The following is a 22722-nucleotide window of genomic DNA, read 5'->3' as shown; positions in this document are numbered from 1 at the left end:
AGCATTCCTGGGACTGGGGCGCTGTGGTGCGCGGGCGACTTCAGCGGCGCAGCACTGTCCCCGTGGCGGGCTGCGCTCCATGGCGGCAAGGACGACGGCGTCACGGTCGGTCCGCTCGGGTGCGCCCGTGGGCGCAGCAGCAGGCGGTCCTGGCTCACGGCGGAGGCCGACGCCGCGAGCGTTTTTGCGTCGCACCCTGTGGCCTGGGTCGGCGCCGCGAGGTCGATGTCGCCGGTGCTTCTCCCAGCGCTGGCGACGTCGTATCCATTCCCGTCGATCCGCGCGTGGTCCCGTTCCTCGCAGAACAAGCGCGCGTCAGGAGTGCCCGTGTGACACATCCTACTCCTGGACGGTGACAGACGCTTCCGCATCGCTCGGACCTGCGACGCCGTCGTTCCCGGAACCTCGCGCGCCGGGGGAGGACGGGGCAGATCAGCGTTGGGGGAAGAGGTCGAGCACCGTCGCCTCAGGCGGGCAGTTGAAGCGCACCGGTGCGGTGGCCGAGGTGCCGATACCGGCCGAGACGTGCAACGGCACGTCGCGCCCGGTGGCGGAGGTGACCGTGGAGAGCCCTTTGGCCTGGGCGGTCGGCAGGTCACAGTTGGTGGTCAGCGCCCGTCCCCCCGGCAGACAGACCTGGCCGCCATGGGTGTGCCCGGAGAGGATCAGATCCGCCCCGGTGTCGGCGAAGCGGCTGAGCACCCGTGAGAGCGGCGCGTGCGCGACCCCGAGTCGCAGTGACCGGTGCGAGGCCACTCCGCGGGGCCACCCGGCGAAGCTGTCTCGATCGATGTGCGGGTCGTCCACTCCGCTCATCAGCACCGCATGCGGGCCGAGCGTCATCGCGTGGTGGCGATTGCGCAGACTCACCCAGCCCGAGGCGTTGAAGCCGGCGAAGAGTCGGCGCCACGGCAGCTCCGGGCGGTCCTCGCTGTGCCGTGAGGGAGCCACCAGATAGGCCAGCGGGTTCTTCAGCCGGGGCGCGTAGTAGTCGTTCGAACCCGGTACGAACACCCCGGGGAACCGGAGCAGCGGCCCCAGCGCCTCCAGCACCTCGTCCACCGCATCCGGGTGGGAGAGGTTGTCCCCGGTGTTGACCACCAGGTCCGGCTGCAGGTCCGCCAGCGACTGCAGCCAGGCAAACTTCTTCTGCTGCCCAGGCACATAGTGGATGTCTGAGATGTGGAGGATCCGCAGCGGCCCGCGGCCGGCCTGCAGGATCTCCAGCTGCTCGTACCGAGTGGTGAACCGGGTCAGGCCTACTCGATTCGCATAGCCCGCCAGGCCGACGCCGAGGACGGCGCCGGCTGCGGCCGCGCCGGGGCCGAATCTGCTGAGAACGCGCAGCGCGGAGGGCAGGGTCGCCTCAGGCGTCGACGGGCTCATCAGCGGCGCCCTGCTCAGTCGTCGTCCGAGTCGGAATCCGAGTCGGAGTCAGAGTCCGAGCCGGAGTCCGAGTCGTCATCGTCGTCCCCGGCATCTCCGTCGTCCACGTCCGGGACGTCATCGCTGTCTGAGCTTTCTCCACCGGTCTCCCGTCCGTCGTTCTCCCAGGAGTAGCGGTCCGAGGACTCCGGGTTCTCCCAGGGGGAGTCCTCCGGCTCGGGGAACTCGTCGGTGGAGTAGTCCGGGGCCACTCGGTTCATGTAGTCCAGCCACAGCGGTCCGGCGATGAGCGAGCCCCAGACGTCCTCGAAGAGCACGCCTCCGATGGTCTGGCCGTTCAGCGAGTACCTCTCATGGGAGCCTTCGGGGTTGCCGACCCAGCTGGCGGTGGAGAGCCCTCGGGAGTATCCGATGAACCAGGTCGAGGTCTCCGTGTTGTTCGTACCGGTCTTGCCCGCCATGGGGAACTCCGGGTCGCCGTCGGCGGTCCGGTCCTCGGCGATGCGGATCAGGGTCTCGTTGAGTTCGGCCACGACCTCCTCATCGATGACCTGCTCGCAGGTCGCCTCCGGGACTTCGTAGGTGTTGCCGCTGGTGTCGGTGATCTCGGTGATCGCCCGCGGACGGCAGTACTCGCCGTCGTTGGCCAGGGTCGCATAGGCGTTGGCCTGCACCAGCGGGGAGACGTCGTAGGCGCCCAGGACGAAGGACGGGTTGGCGGGGTTCAGCTCCGAGCCGTCGTAGGCGTTGCGGTACCCCACGCGGGTCATCAGATCCGTGATGTCACACAGGTCGAGCTCATGGGCGGTCGCCACGGTGGCGGTGTTGATGGACCAGTACAGGCCATAGTCCACCGTCATCTCCCGGTGCATGTCGCGGATGACGTTCGCCGGGTCCCAGGGGTCGGTGTTGCGTGCGATCCCGTTGTCCAGGCAGGTGGCGTCCCATGAGGTGTAGGCCGGATACTCTCCGTGCCCTGCATCGATCATGTCGGACATCGAGTTGCCGTCCTCCAGCCAGGCTGCGGCCACGAACGGCTTGAGCGTCGAGCCTCCCTGGAAGCCCCGGCTGCCGCCGAAGGTGAAGTCGGAGCTGTAGTTGACGAGCACGCCGCCGTCGTCCTCGGGTCCGTACTCGGAGTTCTGCGCCATGGTCTTGATGTTGCCTGTGCCCGGCTCCACTGACACCAGCGACGACGCGGCACCTGAGGGGTCACCGGCTGGGACTGCGTTCCGCGTCTCCTCCTCGGCGACTTCCTGGGCGTCAGGATCCAGGGTGGTGGTGATCTGCAGCCCGCCGCGCTCGAGCAGCTGCTGGCGCGCCTCGCGGGTCGGGGCGATGTCCGAGTTGCTGAGGTAGGCCTCCACGACGTAGTCGCAGAAGTAGTTGCCCATCTCGGCGTGGTAACACCCGGCGTTCTCCGGGTCGGGATCGAGGCCCAGGTCGGACTCGACGGCCTCGTCGTACTCCTCCTGGGTGATGTAGTCGTTGCGGAGCATCGCCGAGAGCACGGTGTTGCGGCGGCTCTCCGCCGCGTCCGGGTTCACCAGGGGGTTATAGCCGTTGGGGTTCTGCACCAGGCCTGCGAGCGTGGCGGCCTGGGCGATGTCCAGCTCGGCGGCGGGGACGCTCCAGTAGGCCTGGGCGGCGGCCTCGACGCCGTAGTTGCGGCCGCCGAAGAGCACGATGTTCAGATAGCCCTCGAGGATCTCGTCCTTGGTCATCTCCTGCTCGATGGAGACGGAGAGCTTCATCTCGCGCAGCTTGTCCGCGTAGGTCTTCGTACCGGAGATGGTGGTGCGTTCCCCGCGGAGCGACTGCGCGTTGATGAGCACGTTGTTCACGTACTGCTGGGTGATCGTGGAAGCGCCCTGCTGCGAGTCCGAGGTGACGTTGTGGACCATCGCGCGGCTCAGACCGCGGGCGTCCACACCACCATGTTCGTAGAAGCGCTCGTCCTCGATGGCGATGATCGCGTCACGCATCGGCCCGGAGATGTCCTCGATGCCGACCGGCTTGCGATTCTCGGCGTAGAACTGCGCAAGCTCCGTGCCGTCCTCGGCCAGGATCTTCGAGGGCACGCTCAGGGGCTCCTCCAGCAGTTCAGCCGGGAGCTCCTCCAGCATCTGCGAGCCGGCAGTCGCTGCCGCACCGCCGGTCGCAGCCAGGGGGAAGATGAGTCCCGCGGCCAGCACACCGCACAGCGCACTCACACCCAGGAAGGACATGATCTTGCCGAGTGTGGTGGCAGTGTCGAAGAGGGGAGACTTACGTGGCGCCATAGGCTCCATGGTAGCCGGGATGGTCAATTCCGTCCCTGGACGGATGCTGGAGGATAGGCTGGACGCATGACTTCAGTGACCCAGTGGGAATACGCGACCATTCCGCTCATCATCCACAACACCAAGGCCATCCTGGACCAGTGGGGCGAGGACGGCTGGGAGCTCGTCACCGTGCTGCCCGGTCCGGACGGCAATGCGCCTGTGGCCTATCTCAAGCGTGCGAAGAACGGCTGAGAGGAGCTGACCCATGGCTGAGACCACCAGCACTGTGGAAGCCCGGCTGGCCGACCTCGGACTCAGAGTCCCCGAGGTGGTCCCTCCCGTGGCCGCCTACCAGCCCGCCGTCGTCGCCGACGGTGTGGTCTACACCGCCGGCCAGCTGCCCCTGGTGGACGGCGAGCTGCCGTTCACCGGGAAGGTCGGCGCTGAGGTCACCGCGGAGCAGGCCCACGACCTCGCCCGCCAGTGTGCGTTGAACTGCCTTGCGGCGCTCAAGCACGCCGTGGGTGATCTCGACCGCATCACGCGTATCGCGAAGGTCGGAGGCTTCGTGGCCTCGGACCCGAGCTTCACCGGGCAGCCCAAGGTGCTCAACGGTGCCTCCGAGCTGTTCGGGCAGGCATTCGGCGACCTCGGTCAGCATGCCCGCAGCGCCGTCGGCGTCGCCGTCCTGCCGCTGGACACTCCGGTCGAGGTGGACGTCATCGCGCACTTCCGCTGAACCGTCCTGAGCCCTTGAGGCATGCACGTCAGGGGCGAAGACACATCAGGCACGAAGAAGGGGACCGGAATCATCCGGTCCCCTTCTTCGTCGGCAGCCTCGGCGCTGTGGTCAGCGGGAGCGCTGGCGGATGCGTTGGATGTCGAGGATCACGACGGCGCGTGCCTCCAGACGCAGCCAACCGCGCTGGACGAACTCGGCCAGCGCCTTGTTCACCGTCTCCCGGGAGGCGCCGACCAGCTGGGCCAGCTCCTCCTGGGTGAGCTCATGGGCGACGAGCACGCCGTCCGGAGCCGGACGTCCGAAACGGTCCGCCAGGTCCAGCAGGGCCTTGGCCACACGGCCGGGCACGTCGGAGAAGACCAGGTCGGCCAGCGACTCGTTGGTGCGGGTCAGGCGCTTGGCCAGGGCCTGGAGCAGCTGCACCGAGACCTCCGGGGTGGAGGTGATGATCTCGCGCAGGCTCTCGTGCCGCAGGCCCGCCAGGCGGGTCTCGGAGACGGCCGTGGCAGTGGCTGTGCGCGGTGCGGGGTTGAACAGCGCCATCTCGCCGAAGATCTCCCCCGGGCCGAGCACGGCCAGCAGGTTCTCGCGGCCGTCCGGAGTGGTGCGGCCGAGCTTGATCTTGCCCGAGATGATGAAATAGAGCTGGTCGCCCTGATCACCCTCGTGGAAGATGGAACTCCCACGCGCAAGGTCCACCTCGGAGAGTTCCGCGGTCAGCGCGGCGAAGACGTCGTCGTCGACAGTCGCGAACAGAGGTGCGCGACGCAGTACTTCAAGATCCATGGTCTTCCGTTCTTCCTCTCCGAGATGCATGCTTTCTCGCTGGTAAGAAAGTATCAGGTCAGGGGCGAACTGGGAAACGTCCAGGATAGCCTCGGCGCGGCTCCGAGCGCGCATCCAGGCCCTGTCAGGCCGGTGTGTCATCCTGGTGGCTGCCGCCCAGCCCCTGCTGAGAGGAGCCCAGAGATGGGTGTCACCCTGCTCGATGTGATCCTGGTGCTCGTGCTCCTCGGATTCCTGATCGCCGGCCTGCACAAGGGAATCTGGATCACCGTCGGCGGCATCGCCGGGTTCCTGGTGGGAGCCGTCGCCGCGTTCTTCGCGATCCCCCTGGTCGCCGGGTGGGTCCCCGACCCGCTGTGGCGCATCATCGCGGTGATCGCCGCCGCGATCGTACTGGTCGTCGCCGGCCACGCGCTCGGCACCACCGCGGGCGCCGAGGTGCAGCGGATGTTCCGCTCACCGGCGCTGCGCACCCTGGGATCACTGATCGGCGGGGCGCTCAACGCCGTCGTCGCCGTGGTCGTCATCGCCGCGCTCTCGCTCTCCATCAGCGCCATGGGGTTCCCCCAGGTGAACCAGCACATGCGGCAGTCCTCGGTGCTGATGGGCATCACCTCGGTGATGCCCGAGCGCGCTGAGGCGTGGATCGCACAGATCCGCAGCACGGTCATGGAGTCGGACATCCCCGAGCTCACCCAGACCCTGGTGCCCGAGAGCGACGAGACCCCGGACGCGCAGGACCTCAGCGGAGACGCCGAGCGCGCCTCCCAGTCGGTGGCGAGGATCACCGGCGTCGCCGACCAGTGCGGGCTGAGTCAGTCCGGCTCCGGCTTCGTCGTCTCACCCACCCGCGTGGTGACCAACGCGCATGTGGTGGCAGGTGTGGTGGAGCCGACCGTGGAGCTTCGTGACGGGCAGGTGGTCTCGGCCCGGGTGGTGCACTTCGACGCCTCCGAGGACCTCGCGCTGCTCGCTGTGGACCCCGTGGACGCCGCGCCCCTGGAGGTCGGCGATCCCCTCGACGCCGGCGACTCCGGCTTCGTGATGGGCTACCCCGCCGGAGGTCCGTTCCAGGCGGGGACGGCAGTGGTCCAGGCCCGCGACGTCTCACAGGTCAACAACATCTACGGCAGCGCCCCCGCCGCGCTGGAGATCTACCAGCTCAACGCCGACGTCCGGCAGGGCAACTCCGGCGGGCCGCTGATCGACGGCGACGGCGACGTCGTCGGAGTGGTCTTCGCCCGCGCGATGGAGGGCAGCTCGGTCGGCTTCGCGCTCACCGCAGAGGAGGCCGGCGAGGTGCTGACCGGCCCGGACGCCTACACCGAGACGGTCTCCACCGGGCAATGCGTGGAGCGCTGAGCCCCGGTCAGCGGCGGAGCGTCGTGGCCAGCAGCTCGATCGCGAACCTGTAGCCGCGCACTCCGGCGCCGGCGATCACGGCCTGCGCCAGAGGGGAGACGTAGGAGTGGCGGCGGAACTCCTCGCGGGCGTGCACGTTGGACAGGTGCACCTCCACCAGGGGCAGTCCCACCGCCCGCAGCGCGTCGGCGATGGCCACCGAGGTGTGTGTGTAGGCGGCCGGGTTGATCACGATGCCCGCGGCCGTTCCGCGGGCTGCCTGGATCGCGTCCACCAGCTCGCCCTCATGGTTGGACTGCACGACGTCGACGGCGAAGCCGAGCTCCGCGGCGGAGGTCCTGCAGAGCTCGTGGATGTCCTCGAGGGTCTCGGCACCGTAGATCTCCGGCTCGCGGGTGCCCAACAGGTTCAGGTTCGGCCCGTTGACGATCAGCAGACGTCCGGCGCCGGAAGCGGCACCGGTCTCGGCGGAGGCGCTGGTCTCTGCACTCATCTTCGGCTCCTCTTCAAGGGTGGCGTGCGCAGCGGGAGGCGCGCACGGTCAGGCGCCGGGCCGGTCAGCAGGACGAGGCCCTGCCCAGCCCGGTGCCCTCAGCCTAACGGCTGGCGGGATGTGAGCCTGACGGCGCCGTTGAGTCCTGACGCGACTCATGCTGTGCCCATCCAGCATGACCTCTGCCATACGCGGCCGAATCCCGATAGCTTGTCGAGACGTCACAGGCAGTGGCGTACGTCGCGGACCCGGTGCGGAGTCGCCGCCGGTGCCGCCGCTGAGTTCGCAGAGGAGACTCGACCATGTCCCCCACCGACCCTCCTGAGGGCCGCGGCCCGGTGGTCTTCGTCGTCGGAGATTCGACAGCCTCGGTGTACGAGCACGCAATCCGACCTCGGGCCGGCTGGGGCCAGGCGCTGCCGCTGCTCATGGGACGAGGTGCACGGACCTTCGACTACGCGTGGTCGGGGGCCTCGTCCAAGAGCTTCCACGATGCCGGCAAGTTCGATGTCGTCCTGGACCTCATGCAGCCCGGGGACGTGCTGCTCATCTCCTTCGGCCACAACGACTCCAAGACGGAGGACCCAGATCGCGGCACGAACCCCGACACCACGTATCGGGAGTACCTGACCCGATATGTGGACGGTGCCTGCGAGCAGGGCGGCACCCCGGTGCTGGTGACTCCCGTGGAGCGCCGACGCTTCGACGACGCCGGCCGGGCCCGTGACACCCACGGCGCATACCCGCGTGCCATGCGGGAGCTCGCCGAGACGCTGGAGGTCCCGCTGATCGATCTCACCGCCTCCTCGAAGGCGCTGTGGCAGCAACTCGGCCCCGAGGGAACCCTGGAGCATTTCATGCATCTGGCCCCCGGGAGCCACCCGCAGCACCCGGACGGGGCCCAGGACGACACCCACCTCCAGGCCGCCGGGGCACTGGCGGTCGCCCGGCTGGTGGCCCGCGGGCTCATGGAGCAGGGTATCGTCGGCGGCAGCTGGTTCACCCGGTTCGAGCAGGAGATCGATCCGCTGGACGAGCTGCACTGGCCCTCCGAGCGGCCCCTCGAGGATGCCCGCATTCTGTCGGTGGGGCCCGGCGGTCTTCGACGACGGTGAGTTCACCTCGACGGCGGCCCGACGCGCCGTCCACCTGATGCGCCGCCGGCACCCCATCTCGCGGGCACCCAGGCCGACGCCGCCGCGCTGCTCAGTCTTGCGGTGCGCATCGCGCGCGGCGGCTGAGCAGCACGGCCCCTGACCCTGCGACCCGCATTCCGCGAGCCTCGCAGCTGAGGCTCAGGTAGCGGCGCCGTGCTTGGCGCGCATGTCCTCCGCGATCTGCAGCATCACCGACGGGTCGGCCAATGTGGAGGCGTCACCAGCCTCGCGGCCCTCGGCGACGTCCTTGAGCAGCCGACGCATGATCTTCCCGGAGCGGGTCTTCGGCAGCTCCGGGACCACCAGCACATTGCGCGGCTTGGCGATCGGGCCGATCTCCTTGCCCACGTGGGTGCGCAGCTCCTGTTCCGTCTGCGCGGGGTCACCGCCCTCGGCGTCGCCGCGCAGGATGACGAACGCGACCACCGCCTCACCGGTGGTGGCATCCTTCGCGCCCACCACGGCAGCCTCGGCCACCGCCTCGTGAGAGACCAGCGCAGATTCGATCTCCGTAGTGGAGAGTCGGTGGCCGGAGACGTTCATGACGTCGTCCACCCGGCCCATCAGCCAGATGTCCCCGTCGTCATCGGTGCGGGCGCCGTCACCGGCGAAGTAGACGTCCCCGAACCGTGACCAGTAGGTCTCCTGGTACCGCTCCGGGTTCTTCCAGATGCCGCGCAGCATGGCGGGCCACGGTTCCTTGACGACCAGCAGGCCGGCCTCGCCCCTGCCCAGCGGGGTGCCCATCTCGTCGACGACGCCGATCTCCACGCCGGGCACCCCTGCCTGGGCGGAGCCGGGCTTCGTCGCGGTCACGCCCGGCAGTGGGGCGATCATGTGGGCACCGGTCTCCGTCTGCCACCAGGTGTCCACGATCGGGGCGGGGTGCTCCTTCGGTGCGTTCCCGGGGCCGTTGTTCGCCCCGATGACCTCGCGGTACCACATCCAGGCCTCGGGGTTGATGGCCTCACCCACGGTGCCGAGCACCCGCAGGCTGGAGAGGTCGTACTGGTCGGGGATCTCCCGGCCCCACTTCATGCAGGTCCGGATCAACGTGGGTGCGGTGTAGAACTGGGTGACCCTGTACTTCTGCACGAGCTCCCAGAGTCGGCCCTTGTGCGGAGAGTCCGGGGTGCCTTCGTAGACCACCTGGGTCGCGCCGTTGATCAGCGGCCCGTAGACGATGTAGGAGTGCCCGGTGACCCAGCCGACGTCGGCGGTGCACCAGTAGACGTCGGTCTCCGGCTTCAGGTCGAAGCTGTCCCGGTGGGTCACCGCGGTCTGGGTGAGGTAGCCCCCGGTGGTGTGCAGGATGCCCTTGGGCTTCCCGGTGGTGCCGGAGGTGTAGAGGATGAACAGCGGGTGCTCGGAGTCGTGGGGCACGTAGTGGTGCTCGGGCGACTGCTGCGGCACCAGATCATGCCACCAGGTGTCGATCTCGTGGAACGCGGTGTCCTCGCCGTTGCGGCGGACCACCACCACGTTCTCCACGGTGTGGCCGGGGGCGGCGAGGGCCTCGTCCACGGCCGGCTTCAGAGTCGAGGGCTTGCCTCGGCGGTAGGATCCGTCGGCGGTGACCACGAGCTTGGCCTCGGCGTCGTCGATGCGCGAGCGCAGCGCGTCGGAGGAGAATCCGCCGAAGACCACCGAGTGGATGGCGCCGATGCGGGCGCAGGCCAGCATGGTCACGATGGTCTCGGGGATCATCGGCATGTAGATGGCCACTCGGTCGCCCTTGGCCACGCCGAGGGACTCGAAGGCGTTGGCCGCGCGGGAGACGTCATCTTTGAGCTCCGCGTAGGTGATGGAGCGCGTGTCGCCGGGCTCGCCTTCGAAGTGGATCGCCACGCGGTCCCCGACGCCGGCCTCCACATGGCGGTCCACGGCGTTGTAGGCCGCATTGACCTCGCCGCCGACGAACCACTTCGCGAAGGGGGCCTCGGACCAGTCGAGGGTCTCGCTGAAGTCGGTGTCCCAGCTCAGCACGGAGCGTGCCTGCTCGGCCCAGTATCCGAGACGGTCTGCCTGTGCCTTCTCATAACGGTCTGCCGTAGCCACGGCGTTCGCGGCGAAGTCTTCGCTCGGCGGGAACGAGCGGTTCTCCTTGAGCATGCTGTCCAGCTGGTTGTCTGCCGGGGGAGTGGGGGTCATGCGCTGTCCTCCTAGGGTGCTCCAGGTGCGTCGCAACGCGGTGTGCCGCCCGGTGACCCCCGGGTCGGCCGGTGCGCGCGACGCCGTCCGACACCTTCCTGTGTCGCCGATCACAATACCGCGCGGCGGGCGCCCAGGGCGAGGTGTCACTCACCGTATGACACAGCACACAGCATGCTGACCTGGAGTTTTTCACGAGCGGTCGTGATGAGCGGTAGGTATTCTGCGACGAGCGGTTTCCCGGACGGCTCCCTCGCGCCTGCCGAGGCACCCGTAGAATGGCCTCGATGATGCGCGAGGAGACCCCGCTGGCGACCACTCGCCGCGTGCGGAAGATCAACCGGGTGCTGGGCGAGACCTACCCCTACGCCGTGGCGGAGCTGGATTTCGAGAACCCCTTCGAGCTGCTGGTCGCCACGGTGCTCTCCGCCCAGACCACCGATGTGCGGGTGAACCAGGTGACGCCGTCGTTGTTCTCGCGCTTCCCCGACGCCCACGCCATGGCGGTGGCCGATGAGCGGGAGCTCTCCGAGCTGATCCGTCCGACCGGCTTCTACCGCGCCAAGGCCCGTTCCCTGCTGGGCCTGTCCCAGGCGCTGGTGGAGGAGCACGACGGCACGGTGCCCGGCCGACTGGACGCCCTGGTCAAGCTGCCCGGAGTGGGCCGCAAGACCGCGTTCGTGGTGCTGGGCAACGCCTTCGGCACACCAGGCCTGACCGTGGACACTCACTTCGGGCGGCTGGCCCGCCGTCTGGGGATGACGGACCAGGAGGACCCGGTCAAGGTGGAGCGTGACGTCGCCGAGCTCTTCGAGCCCAAGGACTGGACGATGCTCTCTCACCGACTGGTCTTCCACGGACGCCGGGTCTGCCATTCCCGACGCCCGGCCTGCGGCGCCTGCCCCATCGCCCGATGGTGCCCGTCCTACGGGGTCGGCGAGGTGGAGCCGCAGGCGGCCCGCGAGCTGCTGAAGTATGAGCTCGCCCCTGGCAGGGAAGAGCTGCTGGAGAAGATGCGCGCCGGGTGGACCCGCCGGCAGCTGCGTGATGAAGGGCATCCGCTCAGTGCATGAGTCTGGTGTGCACGCGTCGGTGGTCGATGAGCTGAGCCGGCTCGTGGCCTCCGCGGGCGAATATGCCGTGAAATGGCCGGAGGTGGCCGAGCTGGGAGGCTGGTGGTGGACACCCGAGCCGGCCACGACGCCGCCGGCCGAGCCGGCGATGCTCCCCGGCGAGGGGCGGGAAGCGGCAGTGCTGGTGCTCTTCTGTCTGGGGCCGAGCGGTGGTGCCGGGACGGCGGCTGCGGGGGCCGGCGACGTCGCGCCACCCTACGTGCTGGTCACCGAGCGTTCCCGCAGCCTCGCCAAGCACCCCGGGCAGGTGGCGTTCCCCGGTGGAGCCGTCGAGGCCTTCGACGCTGACCCGACGGCCGCCGCGCTGCGGGAGGCCCACGAGGAGATCGGCCTGGAGCCCTCACGGGTGGAGGTCATCGGGCAGCTTCCGCCGGCTCCCGTGCCGGTCAGCGGATTCATGGTCACTCCGGTGGTCGGGGTGGTCCGGGAGACGGGAGTCCTGGTCCCGCAGGTCGGCGAGGTGGAAGCGGTGATCCGCGTGCCGGTGCCTCAGCTGGTGGACCCGGTCAATCGCAGCACCTCGGTGATCCATCGCCACGGGATCACTCATCGTGCTCCGGCCTTCCTGGTAGGCGGCACGCTGATCTGGGGCTTCACCGGGATCCTGCTGGACCGGATCCTCAGCCGGCTCGGCTGGGAGGAACCCTGGGACCAGGAGGCCAGCGTGGACCCGCGGGAGTACCAGCCGCTGTTCTGATCTGCCGGCAGGGGCCGCCGCCGCAGGTGCCGTTCCTCCACAGATCCTCCGACACACCCGGCTCTCCACAGGCGCCGCAGGCCCCCTGGTCCGGGTGGTCTCGGTCGACGAGGCTTGAGCCATGCCGCCCCGTCCCCCTGATCTCAGCCGGTCCGCCCTCTCCCTGCTTCCCGCGGAGGCAGAGGATCCGGAGCTGCTGCTGGTCACCGCTCAGCAGGACATCCGAGACGATGTCGCCCTGATGGCGGCCGTCGTCGGAGCGCGTCTGCACGTCTGCTCCATCTGGAGTGAGGCTCCCATCTCAGCCGAGAGCTGGGCGGCGGTGCTCTGCGGTCCGGATGCGCCTCCGCCGGAGACGTGGCGCGGCGAGGTCCTGCTGGTCTCGATCGAGGCGCCGGAGGCAGGGCCTGCCTATGCTCCGGTCCGTCCGGGCGAGGTGCGTGCCGGGCATCCTGACCTGTGGGAGCTGGCGGCTCGGCATCCCCAGCTGCGGCCCGTGCCGATGCCGCAGGGGGAGCAGTGGCTCACCGATCACCTCGCCTCCCTGGTGATGGACCGACTCCCCGGACGGGTGCTTGCGGTGCTCGGCGCCGTGGGAGGAGCAGGTGCTTCCACGGTGGCCTATCTGACGGCCGCCGAGGCCGCTGCTCGTGGGCTGAGGGTCCTGCTGCTGGACGCCGACCCGGACGCCGGCAGTGGGCTTCGCGCCCTCCGGGACCAGGCTCGCCGGACCGGGACGCTGGTCGGCGCGGCGGCCGCCCTGGACTGGCAGGAGCTGGATCGCATGGATGGGCCCCTCTCCGCCGCCCAGCTGACAGGAGCGCTCGCCGAAGTGGACGGCATCTCGCTGATCACCGGGGAACCTGCCGAGGACGACGCGGTGCCGACCGCTGTCTCGGCGGTGGTCGTCGCCGCGCGTCGTGCCGTGGACCTTGTCGTGGTCGACGCCGGACGTCGAGTCGGCGTCCTGGACGTCTTGGGAGGCCCGCCTGAGGCAGGGCTGCTGGTCACGGAACCGTCTCCGCGGGGTGTGGCAGCGGTGGGTGAGCTTCCGCTGCAAGGTCACGACGTCGACTGGTCCGTGGTGGTCAATGGGACTTCGCGTGGCGGGATCACTCCGAAGGAGGTGGGTCGTCGGCTGGGGCTTCGGGTCGCGGCCGAGTTGGCTGAGCAGCGCTGGCTGCGCCGCAGCGGGGAGCTTGCGGAGGCCTATGAGCTTCTCCGCAGCCGACGCGGTGCGGCCTTCGCCGGCGCATTGGTCGAGGCGGCCGGGCTGGTCAGCGACGGTGAGCGGGATGGCTGAGCGGCCCGGCGTGCTCCGGGACGACGTCGACGAGGTGCTGGCACGGCTGCGCGAGGAGCTGACCGCCGGCACGGAACCGCTTACCGCGGCGCGCATCGCCGAGGTGGTACGCACCTCCGGGCGGGCGCTGGGGGCCGAGACCACGCGCCGACTGGTGACCTCCCTGCGGGATGAACTGGTGGGACTGGGGCCGCTGCAGCGATTCGTGGATCAGCCTGACGTGACCGACGTCCTGGTGGACGGGCGGCGGCGCATATGGATCGACGGGACCGGCGGGCTGACCGACACCGGAGTGCGTCTGGAATCCGAGGAGCAGGCGCGTGGCCTGGCCAGGAGGCTCATCTCGCTCTCCGGCGGACGCCTGGACGAAGGCCACCCCTGTGCCGACGGACGGCTGGGCCCCTGCCGCATCCATGCCGTGGTCCCCCCGGTGGCGGTGGAAGGAACTCTGATCTCCGTGCGTGTCGCCCGAGGCGCCCAGGCTGGGCTAGAGGACCTGGCCCGCCAGTGGGCGGCTCGTGACCAGTGGCTGGCCCTGATCCGCGGGATCGTGGAGAAACGCATGAACGTGCTGATCTCCGGGGCGACCGGCTCCGGCAAGACCAGCCTGCTCGCCGCGATGCTGGGCACCTGTCCCTCGGGCGAGAGGATCATCGTGGTGGAGGACACCACCGAGATGCTGCCGGACCACCCGCACGTGGTGCACCTGCAGGGCCGAGCCGGCAACGTCGAAGGCGCCGGCCGGATCGAGATGGGCGAGCTGGTCCGGCAGACCCTGCGGATGCGGCCGGACCGACTCATCGTCGGGGAATGCCGGGGCGCCGAGCTGCGAGACTTCCTGGCGGCGATGAACACCGGGCACCAGGGGGCCGCGGGGACCGTGCACGCCAATTCCCCGGAAGCGGTGCCCGCCCGGTTGGCGGCGATGGGGGCGCTCGGCGGCATGGCGCCGGAGTCGGTGGCTCTGCAGGCCGCCGCCGCCCTGGACGTGGTCATCCACGTGGAGCGGCGGGGTGGTCGACGCATGCCCGTGGCGGCATCTGTGGTCCGGCACCGGGAGGGGCGCCTGCACATGGAACCTGCACTGGTGGACGACGCCGTGGGCCCCCAGGGCCCCGCCTGGGAGGAGCTGAAGGTCCGTGCCGGGATCACCGAGCGCAGCGGGCAGGCGGAACGCGGGGGATCGGCCTGCCAGACGTGGAGGGACGGATCATGACGCACATGGCGCTGCTCGTCCTCTCCGCCGGAGTGCTCGGCGTGGCGGCGATGCTGCTGCTGGTCTCCGGATCTCCCCGGAGAGGCCAGCGTCGGGGCTTCGCAGGCCCGTCCTCGGAACCGGCCGTCGGCGGACTGATCCGGGGCGGGCCGATCCGGGGCGGCGCGGACCAGCGGGAGACTGCCCTGCCCATGCCGCGCGCTCGCCGCGAGGGCGCGCGCCGGCGCGCCCTGCGGATGCTCGGAATCGACGGCGGTCGTGGTGCCGGGGTGACTCGGGATGCGGCGATGCTGCTCCGCCAGCTGTCGGCGCTGCTGCAGTCGGGACGCGGCCCCGGCCAGGTCTGGGCGGATCTGGCGCACCAGTGGGCCGCACAGGGCCAGGGCGCCTCGGTGGCCAACCCCCGGCGAGGCGCTGTGGAGCACCTCCCGATGGAGCATCCTCTGGCACAGCTGTGTGCCCGCGCCGCCGCTGCGGATCGGGCCGGGAGAGGTGCCGCCGACGGGCTGGACCGGTTCACGGCGGAACTGCGCGAACGGCTCGACGCCGCCGGCCCGCTCAGGCGGTTCATCGGGCCGAGGGCGTTGTGGACCGGCGCTCTGCGCCTCCACCGGACCGGTGCTCCCCGCAGGCCTGCGCTCGACCACCTGGCTGCGTGGCCCTGGGGCTCGGGGTCTGTCTCAGGCTCTGCGTCCCCGGCAGGATCCCGGCGCGACGATGCGCGGCTGCTGCGCGTGGCCAGCCGGCTGGCCGGGCTGCTCCGGCTCTCAGAGGACACCGGGGCGCCGCTGTCCAGACTGGCCGAGGAACTCGCCTCCACCCTCGACGACGACGGCGAGGTCGCCGCCGCGATCAGCTCCGCAGTGGCCGGACCGCGCCTCACCCAGGTGGTGTTGGCCGCGCTGCCGGTGGGTGGGCTGCTCGTCGGCCAGCTCATCGGCGCCGATGTGCTCGGGGTGCTGTTCGGCTCACCCGCTGGACTCTTCTGCCTGAGCGCGGGCGCGGCGCTCATGCTGGCCGGCGTGTGGTGGAGCCGAGGGATGATCCGGGCGGTGGCCGGCGATGGGTGAATGGTCGACGAACGTGCAGGGGACACTGGGCCCTCTGACTGCAGGCATCCTGCTGGCCGCCGTGGCCGTCCTCCTGCTGGTGCCCCGAGCATCGCCGCTGCTCGTGGTCCGTCCCCGGCGGCCGTGGTCAGAGCACCGAGACACCGACCGGGTGCAGGGCCGCCGCCGGCGGCGAGGCTCGGGCAGCGGCCCTGTTCACCGTCACGGTCGCGGACATGGAGCCACCATCGCCCCTGGCCCGACCCGCGGAGCGGGCACGGCGTCTGCAATGGATGCCGGGGAGGCCCCCGGGGAGGCTGATGCTGCGATGCTGCTGGATCTCACGGCTGCCCTGCTCACCGCCGGCGTCGGCATCGAGGCGGCCCTGGACAGGCTGGCCCGCACTATTCCTGGCGCGGCACCGCTGGCGGCGGTGCATCGGTCGCTGGTCGCCGGGGCAGACTGGGAGCAGGCCTGGGCGGGGCAGTCGGGGGAGCTTGCCGAACTCGGCGCTCAGCTGTCCTTCGCCCATGCCACCGGAGCACCGACGGCGGAGCTTCTGCAGGTCGGCGCACGTCAGCTGCGCCGTCGGCGTCGTCATGCGGCAGAGCGACGTGCCGAGGAGCTTGGGGTCAAGATGGTGCTGCCGCTGGGGGCCTGTTTCCTGCCGGCGTTCATCCTGCTCGGCGTCATCCCCGTGGTGCTGGGTCTGCTGCCGCAGGTGTTCAGCCTGTGAGTGGAAGAACCGCCAAGGACCGGTGCTGCGGCCCGCCACCCGGCCCGGCGCCGAGCTCGGAACGCATCAGATGGGCCTCGCCGGCGGTCCACACCGGGCCTTCGTAGACAGCGAGTGCCTCGGCGAACTGACGCAGCTGCACCGCGGCCCCCGGCGCGGCCGGTCGATGATGTCCCGTTTCTCCTCGGTGGCCCCGCTCTCCCCGATGCCGGGCTCCCCCGCGGTGGCGGCGGTCCGCTCCGACACGCCCCCGTGCCCGGGCCAGGGTGAGGTGGGCGCGGCGTCGCTCGTGCCGTGACAGACTCGAGCCGGCCGTTCGGCCGGCCAGCTCGCAGGCGATCATGAGATCGACCAGCGGGCCGTTTCGGCGACTGTGGGTCGAAGGAGCCTGGTCCTGCACCCCGGCCCAGAGGGTGCGAGAGGAGAACACCCCGGCCCCGCGAAGCCGCAGGTCCAACGGTGGATGCGTGGCCAGTTCCAGGGTCAGACCGGCGATCAGCTCGTCGACGGTGCCCGCGGGCATCTCCCCATAGAACGCCAGGGTGATGTGGCGCAGCTCATCGGGCACCCACCGCAGCGCCGGGGGGCCCTTGCCGGACTCCGGGGAAGTCATGGTCCGGACCGAGTCCAGAGCGCCGTCGAGGTGCTTCAGCACGTGGTCCGGTGGAGTCAGGGACACGAACAGCCGCATGTGATCAGCATGCCGCTGATCGGGCCGGACGGGAACCCCGGGCTGCACCCACCTCGGGCCGCATCACCGCAGATGCACCGAGAGCCCTGTCTGCCCAGGAAGCACCTCGGGCTGCAGCTCCCACTGGTCCGTGTAGTCTCCGGTGAACTGTTCCCGATAGCGCAGCGGCTCCTCGTCGAACAGACGCACGAGCCGGTCGCGCAGCGAACACCGGGCCCGTGCGTGGGAGTCCGCATCGGTGAAGTCCGCGCTCGGCAGGGCCCACGGCACCAGCGGTTCCATCCCCGTGTAGGCGAAGGTTCCGTGGAGCAGTCCGAAGAGCAGCTCGTGGAGCTCGCCGCTCTTGCCACGGGGTCCGATCGACGCCGGTCGGTCCCCCAGCGTGATGACGGTCAGGGCCCGCGCACCCCGGAAGGGCCCCTGCTCGAAGCGCAGCCGACGCCCCGTGTGCGGATCCGTGCCGAAGGCGAATCCGGAGACGAACACCCGGTCGAACCAACCCTTCAGGATCGCCGGCATGCCGTACCACCACAGCGGGAACTGCACGATGACGGCATCTGCCCGGCGAAGCTTGAGCTGTTCTGCGGCGACATCATCCGGCTGGGCGTCCTCCAGCTGCGCCCGTCGCCCAGCGGCGGAGACGCGGGTGGGGGAGACCCGACCGCGCCGGTCCAGGTTCTCCGGGCGGATCACCGGATCCCAGCCCATCGCGTACAGGTCAGATTCGACCACCGTGTGGCCCTGTCGGTGAAGCGCGGCGATGCCATCGCGGCGCAGCCGCCCGTTGAGCGAGTCGGGCTCCGGGTGGGCGCTCACCCACAGCACGGTGCGCGAGGCCGGGGCTGAGGTCGGTGAGTCCCAGGAAGTCTTCATGAGACCAGTCTGCTTCGCTAGGGTAGGGAGCGATAGTACGGAGATTTTTGTCCCTGTGGGCCAGGCCCGAGGAGAACTGGAGAATGCGATGCGACTCCCCGTCCGGCGAGCCATGGAGGTCTGTCCCGTCGAGGTCGCCGTCTCGGTCCTCGGCGGCACCTGGAAGCTCACCCTCGTCAAGCAGCTGTCCGATGGCCCGCTCCGCTTCGGCGAGCTGGGCCGACGGGTGCCGGAGGCGAACCGCAAGACGCTCACCCGTCAGCTGCGTGAGCTCGAGGAGGACGGTGTCGTGCACCGCGAGGTCTACGCCGAGGTCCCTCCCAAGGTCGAGTACTCCCTGACCTCGTTCGGGCGCAGTCTGGACCCGATCGTGGCCGCCATGGACGCCTGGGGCGCCGACTTCGCGCACAGCATCGGTCACCGTGGACCGGTGGTCTGATCCCCGACTGTGCCTGACCGCTGTGCTCCGCCGCCGCGGGTGTGGCTCAGTCCGGCAGGATCCGGATCTGCTGGGCCCCGTCCCGATCGCGCACGATGACGCCGTGGGCGGTCAACTGGTCGCGCAGTGACTCTGCCTCCCCGCTCCGGCCGTCTGCGAGCGCGCGGCGGCGCTCCCGCAGCATCGTGTGCAGCTCGGCGTCCAGCTCTCTGCTGCGATCCACCCAGGGGTGGAACTCGACGTCCCGAGGGTCCGTGGTCCCTGACCAGGGCAGCCCGAACATGCCGAAGGCCTCCTTCAGCTCGGAGGCGAGCCCGTTCTCGGAGGGTGTGCGGGAGAGCTCGCGGGAATCTCGGGCCAGCAGGACCAGGTCATCCTTGTCGAGGAACGCGTCGGAGATCTCTGCATGCCGGAAGACGGCGGCGCCCGTCTTCTGGTCCACCGTCACCGTCTGGGCATCCACGGTCACGGTGCCGACGTCGTGGTTCCACGCCGCGTAGATCAGGAACCCGGCGACGGCCCCCAGCACGGCCAGCAGCGGCACCGACCAGGACAGCGGCAGCTGGTCGAGCAGCCGCAGCGGAGCAGGCGAGCCGTCCAACCGATCCATCATCCAGCTGGTGGTCGGGCGGATCAGCATGGCCGCCACCCCGCCCAGGGCGGCGCCCGCCACGGTGAAGGCGGGACCGAGGCGGGAGCTGAGGCTTACGGTCACACGGGCGTCGGGCATCGTCGTGCTCCTCCAGCGTGGGGTCTCGTGGAACGATTGTCGTCTACCGGGGACGCGGACTCCAGGTGTCGTCAGTCTCCCGAGGGCGGTCAGCCCTCCCACAGTCTCCGGTAGAAGCTGATCCGCTCCCGGTCCGGCTCCACCCCGTATGCCTGGAAGAACAGCTCCTCGTGGCCGGGGCCGAAGTTGATGTCCCAGCCGATGCTCATGCTCGCGATCGCCAGGTCAGCCCATCGGTCGGCCACACCGAGTCCTCCCAGGTCCACGTGGGCGACGGCGTCGCCGTGGTCGTCGAGCAGGGTGTTCGGGACGCAGGGATCACCGTGGCAGACCACGAGGCGCTCCGGCTCAGGGGAGTCGGCAAGCCGCCCGTCGAGCCAGCGGCAGGTGAATGGACACCGGGCTACAGGCAGCGTGTCGTGGAGTCGTCGCAGTCCGCGGGCGATCGCCGGCACCGCGAGGAGAGGATCGGTCCGCCACCGCTGGGCCAACGGGTTCTCCGCCTCGATCCCGTCCGTGAGCAGCCAGGCGCCGTCGTCCTCGGATCCGCAGGCCAGCACCTGCGGCACGTCGAGGAATCGGCCGGCCCAGCCGAGACGGCGTGCCTCCTCGACCAGGTCGACGTCGGCCAGCTGCCGCGTCGTCAGCCCGGCGCGCCGCTGCCACTTCAGGTACCGGGTCCGGCCTCCGTCCTCCAGCCGGAAGGTCCGCCCGCCGAGCTCGTTGGTCCACACGAGGGACGCGGTGGCTCCGTCCATCAGCCGCCGCACAGGGGCAGGCAGGTCGTCCAGGCCGGGGGTGGCATCGGTCATGGCTCCATCTCACCACAGCCGGTGCGGCGCTGTGCGGCAGCGAGGGCCCCTGCGGCGTCAGAGGGCGAGCGAGTCCACGAGCCGCGCCGCGAGGCCCTCAGCATCGTCGACTGGTGTGCCCGTGTAGCCGGCGAGGAAGCCTTCGTGCAGTGCAGCTCCGGTGAGGAGCCGAGCGGTGGCGTCAGCGTCGCAGGTGGCAGAGACCCGGCCCCGGGCGATCTCCTCCTGGAGGTGGGCGGTGATCGACGACGACGGCGCCTGGGGCCCGGCCCCGCGTGTCTCCAGCGCGGCGCGATGGGCGGTCAGCAGGGCATGGTCGCCGAACAGGGCGGCGGCCATGGGAAAGTTCAGGGCGTAGAAGGCGATCAGCCGAGCGGTGATCGCCGTGAGGATGTCGCGGACCTCGCCTGCGCCCGCGGCCTCCCCCAGCGGAGGCAGGCGTGGGGATCGCTCCTGCAGGACGGCGAGGAAGATGTCCTGCTTCTCGGGGAAGTGCTTGTACAGCAGGGCCTCGGAGCAGGAGGCTGCGCCCGCGATCCGTTTGGTGGTCGCCCGTGCCAACCCGTCCGTGCGCATGACGTCGGCGGCCGCATCGAGGATGCGTTCCCGGGCCGACGGTCGGGGGCCCTGGTCTGGACTTCTCCTCATGGGATCAGCATACTGGGTCTCACCCAAGGTGAGTGAATACTCACTCACTGTTGCTTCCCATGCTGAGGTGGACTGCTCATGAATGCCCTTCTCCTGACGGCCGCCGTCGTGCTGGCCACGGCCTCGCGGCGCAAGGTCCGCTCCGCGGTGCCCGATCTTGCCGCCGGCGCCCTGGGTCTGCTCGCCGTCGTGACGGCGGTGATCTGGTGAGACGGGCGTCGGTGCTGCTCAGGGTCGGCGTCCCGGTGGCGATCCTCCTCGAGCTCGGGGCGTTCCTCGGCAGCCTCTCCGGCTCCCCGGTGGCTCTCGGTGAAGGCTGGGGAGCCACGCGGGAGCCCGACGTCGGGGTGTGGCTGCTGCTGGGTGCAGGCTGTCTGCCGCTGCTCGGCCTGTCCCGTGCACCGAGGGCGGCGGCGCTCCTCTGCGCGGGCTCCTATGTGGCGTACATCCTCAGCGGCTACGAGTTCGGACTGACGCTTCCACCTATGCTGGTGGCCCTCGTCCTCGCGGCCGAAGGAAGAAGGCTGTCCGCCTGGTCGCTCGCCGGGGGCTGCCTGGCCGCCACGCTGGTCTGGGTGGACGGGCGCGCGCGGGGGATCCTCGACCCCGACGTGGGGCTGCTCGTCTGGGTGGCCTTCGGGGCAGTGAGTGCGATCTTCTTCCTGATCCCGCCGCTGATCGGGGAGCTTCTGATGGCTCGTCGAAGGGTCCGGTTCCCGGAAGCGGCGCCGGCACCAGAGGCAGGCCTCAGTCCATCGGGTGGACGGCCACCCCGAGAGCGTGGGTGATGCCGTCGACGCCGGCGGAGGCTCCCAGCTCGGCGGTGAACCCCTCCAGCATCCCGCGCACGTCGAAGTCCCCGCCCAGCTCCGCAAGGTACTCCTGGTGGGCCTGCAGCGAGGCGATGCCCTTCTCCAGCGGTTCCCCGGTGACGTCCACCAGGTGAGTGGGTTCGGCGCCCACGACGATCAGCTCCTTCGCGCCCCAGGGCTCCAGCCGCTCCTGCTCGAGCAGTTCGCGGAACACCCAGGGGTTGTCCGCGTCGCGCACAGCGTCCACGACGGCGATGCCGGCGGCCCGGTGGTCCGCATGGTTCAGCCCCCACCCCACCTTCAGCTCCCACGGCTGGGTGACGACGACGTCAGGGCGGACCTGCCGGATCCGACGGGCGATCAGGCGTCGGGTGTCCAGGTCTGCCTGCAGCATGCCGTCGGGCAGATCGAGGATCACCAGGTCCTCGACGCCGACGATGTCACAGGCCCGCCGCTGCTCGGCGCTGCGCAGTGCGGCGACCTCCTCCGGATCGCGGGACCGCATGCCTGCCTCGCCGGCGGTCAGCAGCAGGTAGGAGACCTTGGCTCCTCGGGCGGTCCAGCGGGCGACGGCGGCGGAGGCCCCGTATTCGAGGTCATCGGGGTGTGCGACCACGCACAGCACCCGGGAGAGTCCGGCGTCGTCGTAGAGCGGCAAGGTGGTGTCCATGGGCCCAGCGTAGTCAGCGGCGGGGCTCGGGTCACCGGTCACGGTCCGGTGCTGGTGCGGCACTCGGCGGCGCAGCCCGTGGGGTCAGCTGATCAGCAGCCCTATGCCGAGCGTGGCGAGCCCGGCCACCAGGAATGTGGCGCCGACCCACAGCAGGACGATCAGTCGGTTCGGCTCAGTGCGCCCCGCCCCGGCAGCTGAGAGGAAGAAGCCGGCGGGCATGAGGATGGCCGCCACGAGCACCCCGGACCGGGCGAGCCACTGCCAGCCCCCGGGCAGGCTCGTGGTCTCGGCGAACAGTACGCAGATCAGCCCCAGGATGATCAGGACGCCGGCGTGTGCATGGCCAGCGCGGAAGAAGGAGACCTGGAAATCCGTGGCGGGAACGTGGCCCCGGACCACCTTGGTGAGGAAGTGTCCACCGAAGGCCACGGTGATCGCAGCGAGCATGACGATGCCTGCGGTGGTCTGCGCGGCGGGGGAGAGGTCGAGCATGGTCGACTCCATTCATGGTGCACCCATGGGCGACGGCGACGTTCTGTGACACTGTTATATAACGGTGTGAGAAAACC

Annotated in this window: 25 protein-coding genes; 13 read left to right on the top strand and 12 right to left on the bottom strand. The window is 70.1% G+C overall.

The annotated features are described in order from the left end of the window. Positions 1-432: 432 nt before the first annotated feature. Both HNR09_RS05705 and HNR09_RS05700 read right to left on the bottom strand, forming a co-directional pair. The gene (locus HNR09_RS05705; protein ID WP_179541165.1) at positions 433-1386 is read right to left on the bottom strand and encodes a metallophosphoesterase; all 954 of its coding nucleotides are present in this window, start codon (positions 1384-1386) and stop codon (positions 433-435) included. A 14-nt stretch (positions 1387-1400) separates the two neighbouring features. Beyond that, a complete protein-coding gene (locus HNR09_RS05700; RefSeq protein ID WP_179541164.1) occupies positions 1401-3668 on the bottom strand; it encodes a transglycosylase domain-containing protein in 2268 nt (755 codons plus the stop codon). Positions 3669-3734: 66 nt separating this feature from the next. Here HNR09_RS05700 and sp36 point away from each other — a divergent pair, with 66 nt between their 5' ends. Continuing rightward, a complete protein-coding gene (gene sp36 / locus HNR09_RS05695) occupies positions 3735-3902 on the top strand; it encodes a Sp36 family protein (protein WP_179541163.1) in 168 nt (55 codons plus the stop codon). A 13-nt stretch (positions 3903-3915) separates the two neighbouring features. Beyond that, positions 3916-4389 carry a RidA family protein gene (locus HNR09_RS05690; protein WP_179541162.1) on the top strand — a complete coding sequence of 158 codons (474 nt, stop codon included), beginning with the start codon at positions 3916-3918 and terminating at the stop codon, positions 4387-4389. A gap of 111 nt (positions 4390-4500) precedes the next feature. Here HNR09_RS05690 and HNR09_RS05685 read toward each other — a convergent pair whose 3' ends face one another. After that, complete coding sequence (locus tag HNR09_RS05685; RefSeq protein WP_179541161.1) at positions 4501-5178, bottom strand: Crp/Fnr family transcriptional regulator; 678 nt, start codon at positions 5176-5178, stop codon at positions 4501-4503. A 183-nt stretch (positions 5179-5361) separates the two neighbouring features. Here HNR09_RS05685 and HNR09_RS05680 point away from each other — a divergent pair, with 183 nt between their 5' ends. Continuing rightward, positions 5362-6540: a MarP family serine protease gene (locus HNR09_RS05680; protein ID WP_179541160.1), complete on the top strand. Its 1179-nt coding sequence runs from the start codon at positions 5362-5364 to the stop codon at positions 6538-6540. 7 nt (positions 6541-6547) lie between these two features. Here HNR09_RS05680 and aroQ read toward each other — a convergent pair whose 3' ends face one another. After that, positions 6548-7033: a type II 3-dehydroquinate dehydratase gene (aroQ, locus tag HNR09_RS05675; protein WP_179541159.1), complete on the bottom strand. Its 486-nt coding sequence runs from the start codon at positions 7031-7033 to the stop codon at positions 6548-6550. A gap of 302 nt (positions 7034-7335) precedes the next feature. On the opposite strand from aroQ, the gene HNR09_RS05670 reads away from it, so the two are divergent. Beyond that, positions 7336-8148: a rhamnogalacturonan acetylesterase gene (locus HNR09_RS05670; RefSeq protein WP_179541158.1), complete on the top strand. Its 813-nt coding sequence runs from the start codon at positions 7336-7338 to the stop codon at positions 8146-8148. A 180-nt stretch (positions 8149-8328) separates the two neighbouring features. On the opposite strand, the gene acs is transcribed toward HNR09_RS05670, so the two are convergent. Next, positions 8329-10341 (bottom strand): acetate--CoA ligase, encoded by a 2013-nt coding sequence (gene acs / locus HNR09_RS05665; RefSeq protein WP_179541157.1) that lies wholly within the window; start codon positions 10339-10341, stop codon positions 8329-8331. A 278-nt stretch (positions 10342-10619) separates the two neighbouring features. Here acs and nth point away from each other — a divergent pair, with 278 nt between their 5' ends. The 6 genes from nth (at position 10620) to HNR09_RS05635 (ending at position 16475) form a co-directional block, all read left to right on the top strand. After that, positions 10620-11414, top strand: coding sequence for an endonuclease III (gene nth / locus HNR09_RS05660; protein ID WP_179541156.1), 795 nt, complete (start codon positions 10620-10622; stop codon positions 11412-11414). A 7-nt stretch (positions 11415-11421) separates the two neighbouring features. Next, a complete protein-coding gene (locus tag HNR09_RS05655; RefSeq protein WP_179541155.1) occupies positions 11422-12171 on the top strand; it encodes an NUDIX domain-containing protein in 750 nt (249 codons plus the stop codon). Positions 12172-12292: 121 nt separating this feature from the next. After that, the gene (locus tag HNR09_RS05650; protein WP_179541154.1) at positions 12293-13474 is read left to right on the top strand and encodes a CpaE-like family protein; all 1182 of its coding nucleotides are present in this window, start codon (positions 12293-12295) and stop codon (positions 13472-13474) included. After that, on the top strand, positions 13467-14690 hold the full coding sequence (locus HNR09_RS05645) for a TadA family conjugal transfer-associated ATPase (protein ID WP_179541153.1): 1224 nt from the start codon (positions 13467-13469) through the stop codon (positions 14688-14690). Before HNR09_RS05650 ends, HNR09_RS05645 begins: the two co-directional genes overlap by 8 nt. Continuing rightward, positions 14687-15760 (top strand): type II secretion system F family protein, encoded by a 1074-nt coding sequence (locus HNR09_RS05640; RefSeq protein WP_179541152.1) that lies wholly within the window; start codon positions 14687-14689, stop codon positions 15758-15760. The genes HNR09_RS05645 and HNR09_RS05640 overlap by 4 nt, the downstream gene beginning before the upstream one ends. 268 nt (positions 15761-16028) lie before the next feature. Beyond that, complete coding sequence (locus HNR09_RS05635; protein ID WP_179541151.1) at positions 16029-16475, top strand: type II secretion system F family protein; 447 nt, start codon at positions 16029-16031, stop codon at positions 16473-16475. Here the strand turns inward: HNR09_RS05635 and HNR09_RS05630 are convergent. Both HNR09_RS05630 and HNR09_RS05625 read right to left on the bottom strand, forming a co-directional pair. Then, complete coding sequence (locus tag HNR09_RS05630) at positions 16465-17166, bottom strand: 2'-5' RNA ligase family protein (protein ID WP_179541150.1); 702 nt, start codon at positions 17164-17166, stop codon at positions 16465-16467. The genes HNR09_RS05635 and HNR09_RS05630 overlap by 11 nt on opposite strands. Positions 17167-17229: 63 nt before the next feature. After that, the gene (locus HNR09_RS05625) at positions 17230-18039 is read right to left on the bottom strand and encodes an NAD(P)H-dependent oxidoreductase (protein ID WP_179541149.1); all 810 of its coding nucleotides are present in this window, start codon (positions 18037-18039) and stop codon (positions 17230-17232) included. Positions 18040-18127: 88 nt separating this feature from the next. On the opposite strand from HNR09_RS05625, the gene HNR09_RS05620 reads away from it, so the two are divergent. Then, entirely contained in the window at positions 18128-18478 is a 351-nt protein-coding gene (locus HNR09_RS05620; RefSeq protein WP_179541148.1) for a winged helix-turn-helix transcriptional regulator, read from the top strand. A gap of 46 nt (positions 18479-18524) precedes the next feature. Here HNR09_RS05620 and HNR09_RS05615 read toward each other — a convergent pair whose 3' ends face one another. The 3 genes from HNR09_RS05615 to HNR09_RS05605 all read right to left on the bottom strand — a co-directional run bounded on the left by HNR09_RS05615 (position 18525) and on the right by HNR09_RS05605 (position 20668). Beyond that, on the bottom strand, positions 18525-19208 hold the full coding sequence (locus HNR09_RS05615) for a YqeB family protein (protein WP_179541147.1): 684 nt from the start codon (positions 19206-19208) through the stop codon (positions 18525-18527). A gap of 89 nt (positions 19209-19297) precedes the next feature. Further along, positions 19298-20020, bottom strand: coding sequence for an aminoglycoside 3'-phosphotransferase (locus HNR09_RS05610; protein ID WP_179541146.1), 723 nt, complete (start codon positions 20018-20020; stop codon positions 19298-19300). 57 nt (positions 20021-20077) lie between these two features. After that, on the bottom strand, positions 20078-20668 hold the full coding sequence (locus HNR09_RS05605; RefSeq protein ID WP_179541145.1) for a TetR/AcrR family transcriptional regulator: 591 nt from the start codon (positions 20666-20668) through the stop codon (positions 20078-20080). Between the two features lie 78 nt (positions 20669-20746). Between HNR09_RS05605 and HNR09_RS16335 the strand changes: the two genes are divergently transcribed. Next, positions 20747-20878, top strand: coding sequence for a hypothetical protein (locus HNR09_RS16335; protein WP_281366340.1), 132 nt, complete (start codon positions 20747-20749; stop codon positions 20876-20878). Beyond that, on the top strand, positions 20875-21456 hold the full coding sequence (locus HNR09_RS05600; protein WP_179541144.1) for a hypothetical protein: 582 nt from the start codon (positions 20875-20877) through the stop codon (positions 21454-21456). The genes HNR09_RS16335 and HNR09_RS05600 overlap by 4 nt, the downstream gene beginning before the upstream one ends. Here HNR09_RS05600 and HNR09_RS05595 read toward each other — a convergent pair. Together HNR09_RS05595 and HNR09_RS05590 are read right to left on the bottom strand one after the other, a co-directional pair. Continuing rightward, positions 21416-22150 (bottom strand): PIG-L deacetylase family protein, encoded by a 735-nt coding sequence (locus HNR09_RS05595; protein WP_179541143.1) that lies wholly within the window; start codon positions 22148-22150, stop codon positions 21416-21418. The genes HNR09_RS05600 and HNR09_RS05595 overlap by 41 nt on opposite strands. A gap of 84 nt (positions 22151-22234) precedes the next feature. Then, a complete protein-coding gene (locus HNR09_RS05590; protein ID WP_179541142.1) occupies positions 22235-22645 on the bottom strand; it encodes a hypothetical protein in 411 nt (136 codons plus the stop codon). Positions 22646-22722: the final 77 nt, after the last annotated feature.

The organism is Nesterenkonia xinjiangensis (genome assembly GCF_013410745.1).
Lineage (GTDB): Bacteria > Actinomycetota > Actinomycetes > Actinomycetales > Micrococcaceae > Nesterenkonia > Nesterenkonia xinjiangensis.
This window is presented reverse-complemented; position numbering and strand designations above follow the sequence as displayed.

Coding starts and splice junctions, on each gene's coding strand:
- HNR09_RS05705 (WP_179541165.1), bottom strand. CDS start 1,386: ATGAGCCCGTCGACGCCTGAGGCGACCCTGCCCTCCGCGCTGCGCGTT.
- HNR09_RS16335 (WP_281366340.1), top strand. CDS start 20,747: ATGAATGCCCTTCTCCTGACGGCCGCCGTCGTGCTGGCCACGGCCTCG.
- sp36 (WP_179541163.1), top strand. CDS start 3,735: ATGACTTCAGTGACCCAGTGGGAATACGCGACCATTCCGCTCATCATC.
- HNR09_RS05590 (WP_179541142.1), bottom strand. CDS start 22,645: ATGCTCGACCTCTCCCCCGCCGCGCAGACCACCGCAGGCATCGTCATG.
- HNR09_RS05640 (WP_179541152.1), top strand. CDS start 14,687: ATGACGCACATGGCGCTGCTCGTCCTCTCCGCCGGAGTGCTCGGCGTG.
- HNR09_RS05635 (WP_179541151.1), top strand. CDS start 16,029: ATGGATGCCGGGGAGGCCCCCGGGGAGGCTGATGCTGCGATGCTGCTG.
- HNR09_RS05680 (WP_179541160.1), top strand. CDS start 5,362: ATGGGTGTCACCCTGCTCGATGTGATCCTGGTGCTCGTGCTCCTCGGA.
- HNR09_RS05645 (WP_179541153.1), top strand. CDS start 13,467: ATGGCTGAGCGGCCCGGCGTGCTCCGGGACGACGTCGACGAGGTGCTG.
- HNR09_RS05690 (WP_179541162.1), top strand. CDS start 3,916: ATGGCTGAGACCACCAGCACTGTGGAAGCCCGGCTGGCCGACCTCGGA.
- HNR09_RS05670 (WP_179541158.1), top strand. CDS start 7,336: ATGTCCCCCACCGACCCTCCTGAGGGCCGCGGCCCGGTGGTCTTCGTC.
- HNR09_RS05595 (WP_179541143.1), bottom strand. CDS start 22,150: ATGGACACCACCTTGCCGCTCTACGACGACGCCGGACTCTCCCGGGTG.
- nth (WP_179541156.1), top strand. CDS start 10,620: ATGGCCTCGATGATGCGCGAGGAGACCCCGCTGGCGACCACTCGCCGC.
- acs (WP_179541157.1), bottom strand. CDS start 10,341: ATGACCCCCACTCCCCCGGCAGACAACCAGCTGGACAGCATGCTCAAG.
- HNR09_RS05620 (WP_179541148.1), top strand. CDS start 18,128: ATGCGACTCCCCGTCCGGCGAGCCATGGAGGTCTGTCCCGTCGAGGTC.
- HNR09_RS05630 (WP_179541150.1), bottom strand. CDS start 17,166: ATGCGGCTGTTCGTGTCCCTGACTCCACCGGACCACGTGCTGAAGCAC.
- HNR09_RS05685 (WP_179541161.1), bottom strand. CDS start 5,178: ATGGATCTTGAAGTACTGCGTCGCGCACCTCTGTTCGCGACTGTCGAC.
- HNR09_RS05605 (WP_179541145.1), bottom strand. CDS start 20,668: ATGAGGAGAAGTCCAGACCAGGGCCCCCGACCGTCGGCCCGGGAACGC.
- HNR09_RS05625 (WP_179541149.1), bottom strand. CDS start 18,039: ATGAAGACTTCCTGGGACTCACCGACCTCAGCCCCGGCCTCGCGCACC.
- HNR09_RS05650 (WP_179541154.1), top strand. CDS start 12,293: ATGCCGCCCCGTCCCCCTGATCTCAGCCGGTCCGCCCTCTCCCTGCTT.
- aroQ (WP_179541159.1), bottom strand. CDS start 7,033: ATGAGTGCAGAGACCAGCGCCTCCGCCGAGACCGGTGCCGCTTCCGGC.
- HNR09_RS05610 (WP_179541146.1), bottom strand. CDS start 20,020: ATGACCGATGCCACCCCCGGCCTGGACGACCTGCCTGCCCCTGTGCGG.
- HNR09_RS05615 (WP_179541147.1), bottom strand. CDS start 19,208: ATGCCCGACGCCCGTGTGACCGTAAGCCTCAGCTCCCGCCTCGGTCCC.
- HNR09_RS05700 (WP_179541164.1), bottom strand. CDS start 3,668: ATGGCGCCACGTAAGTCTCCCCTCTTCGACACTGCCACCACACTCGGC.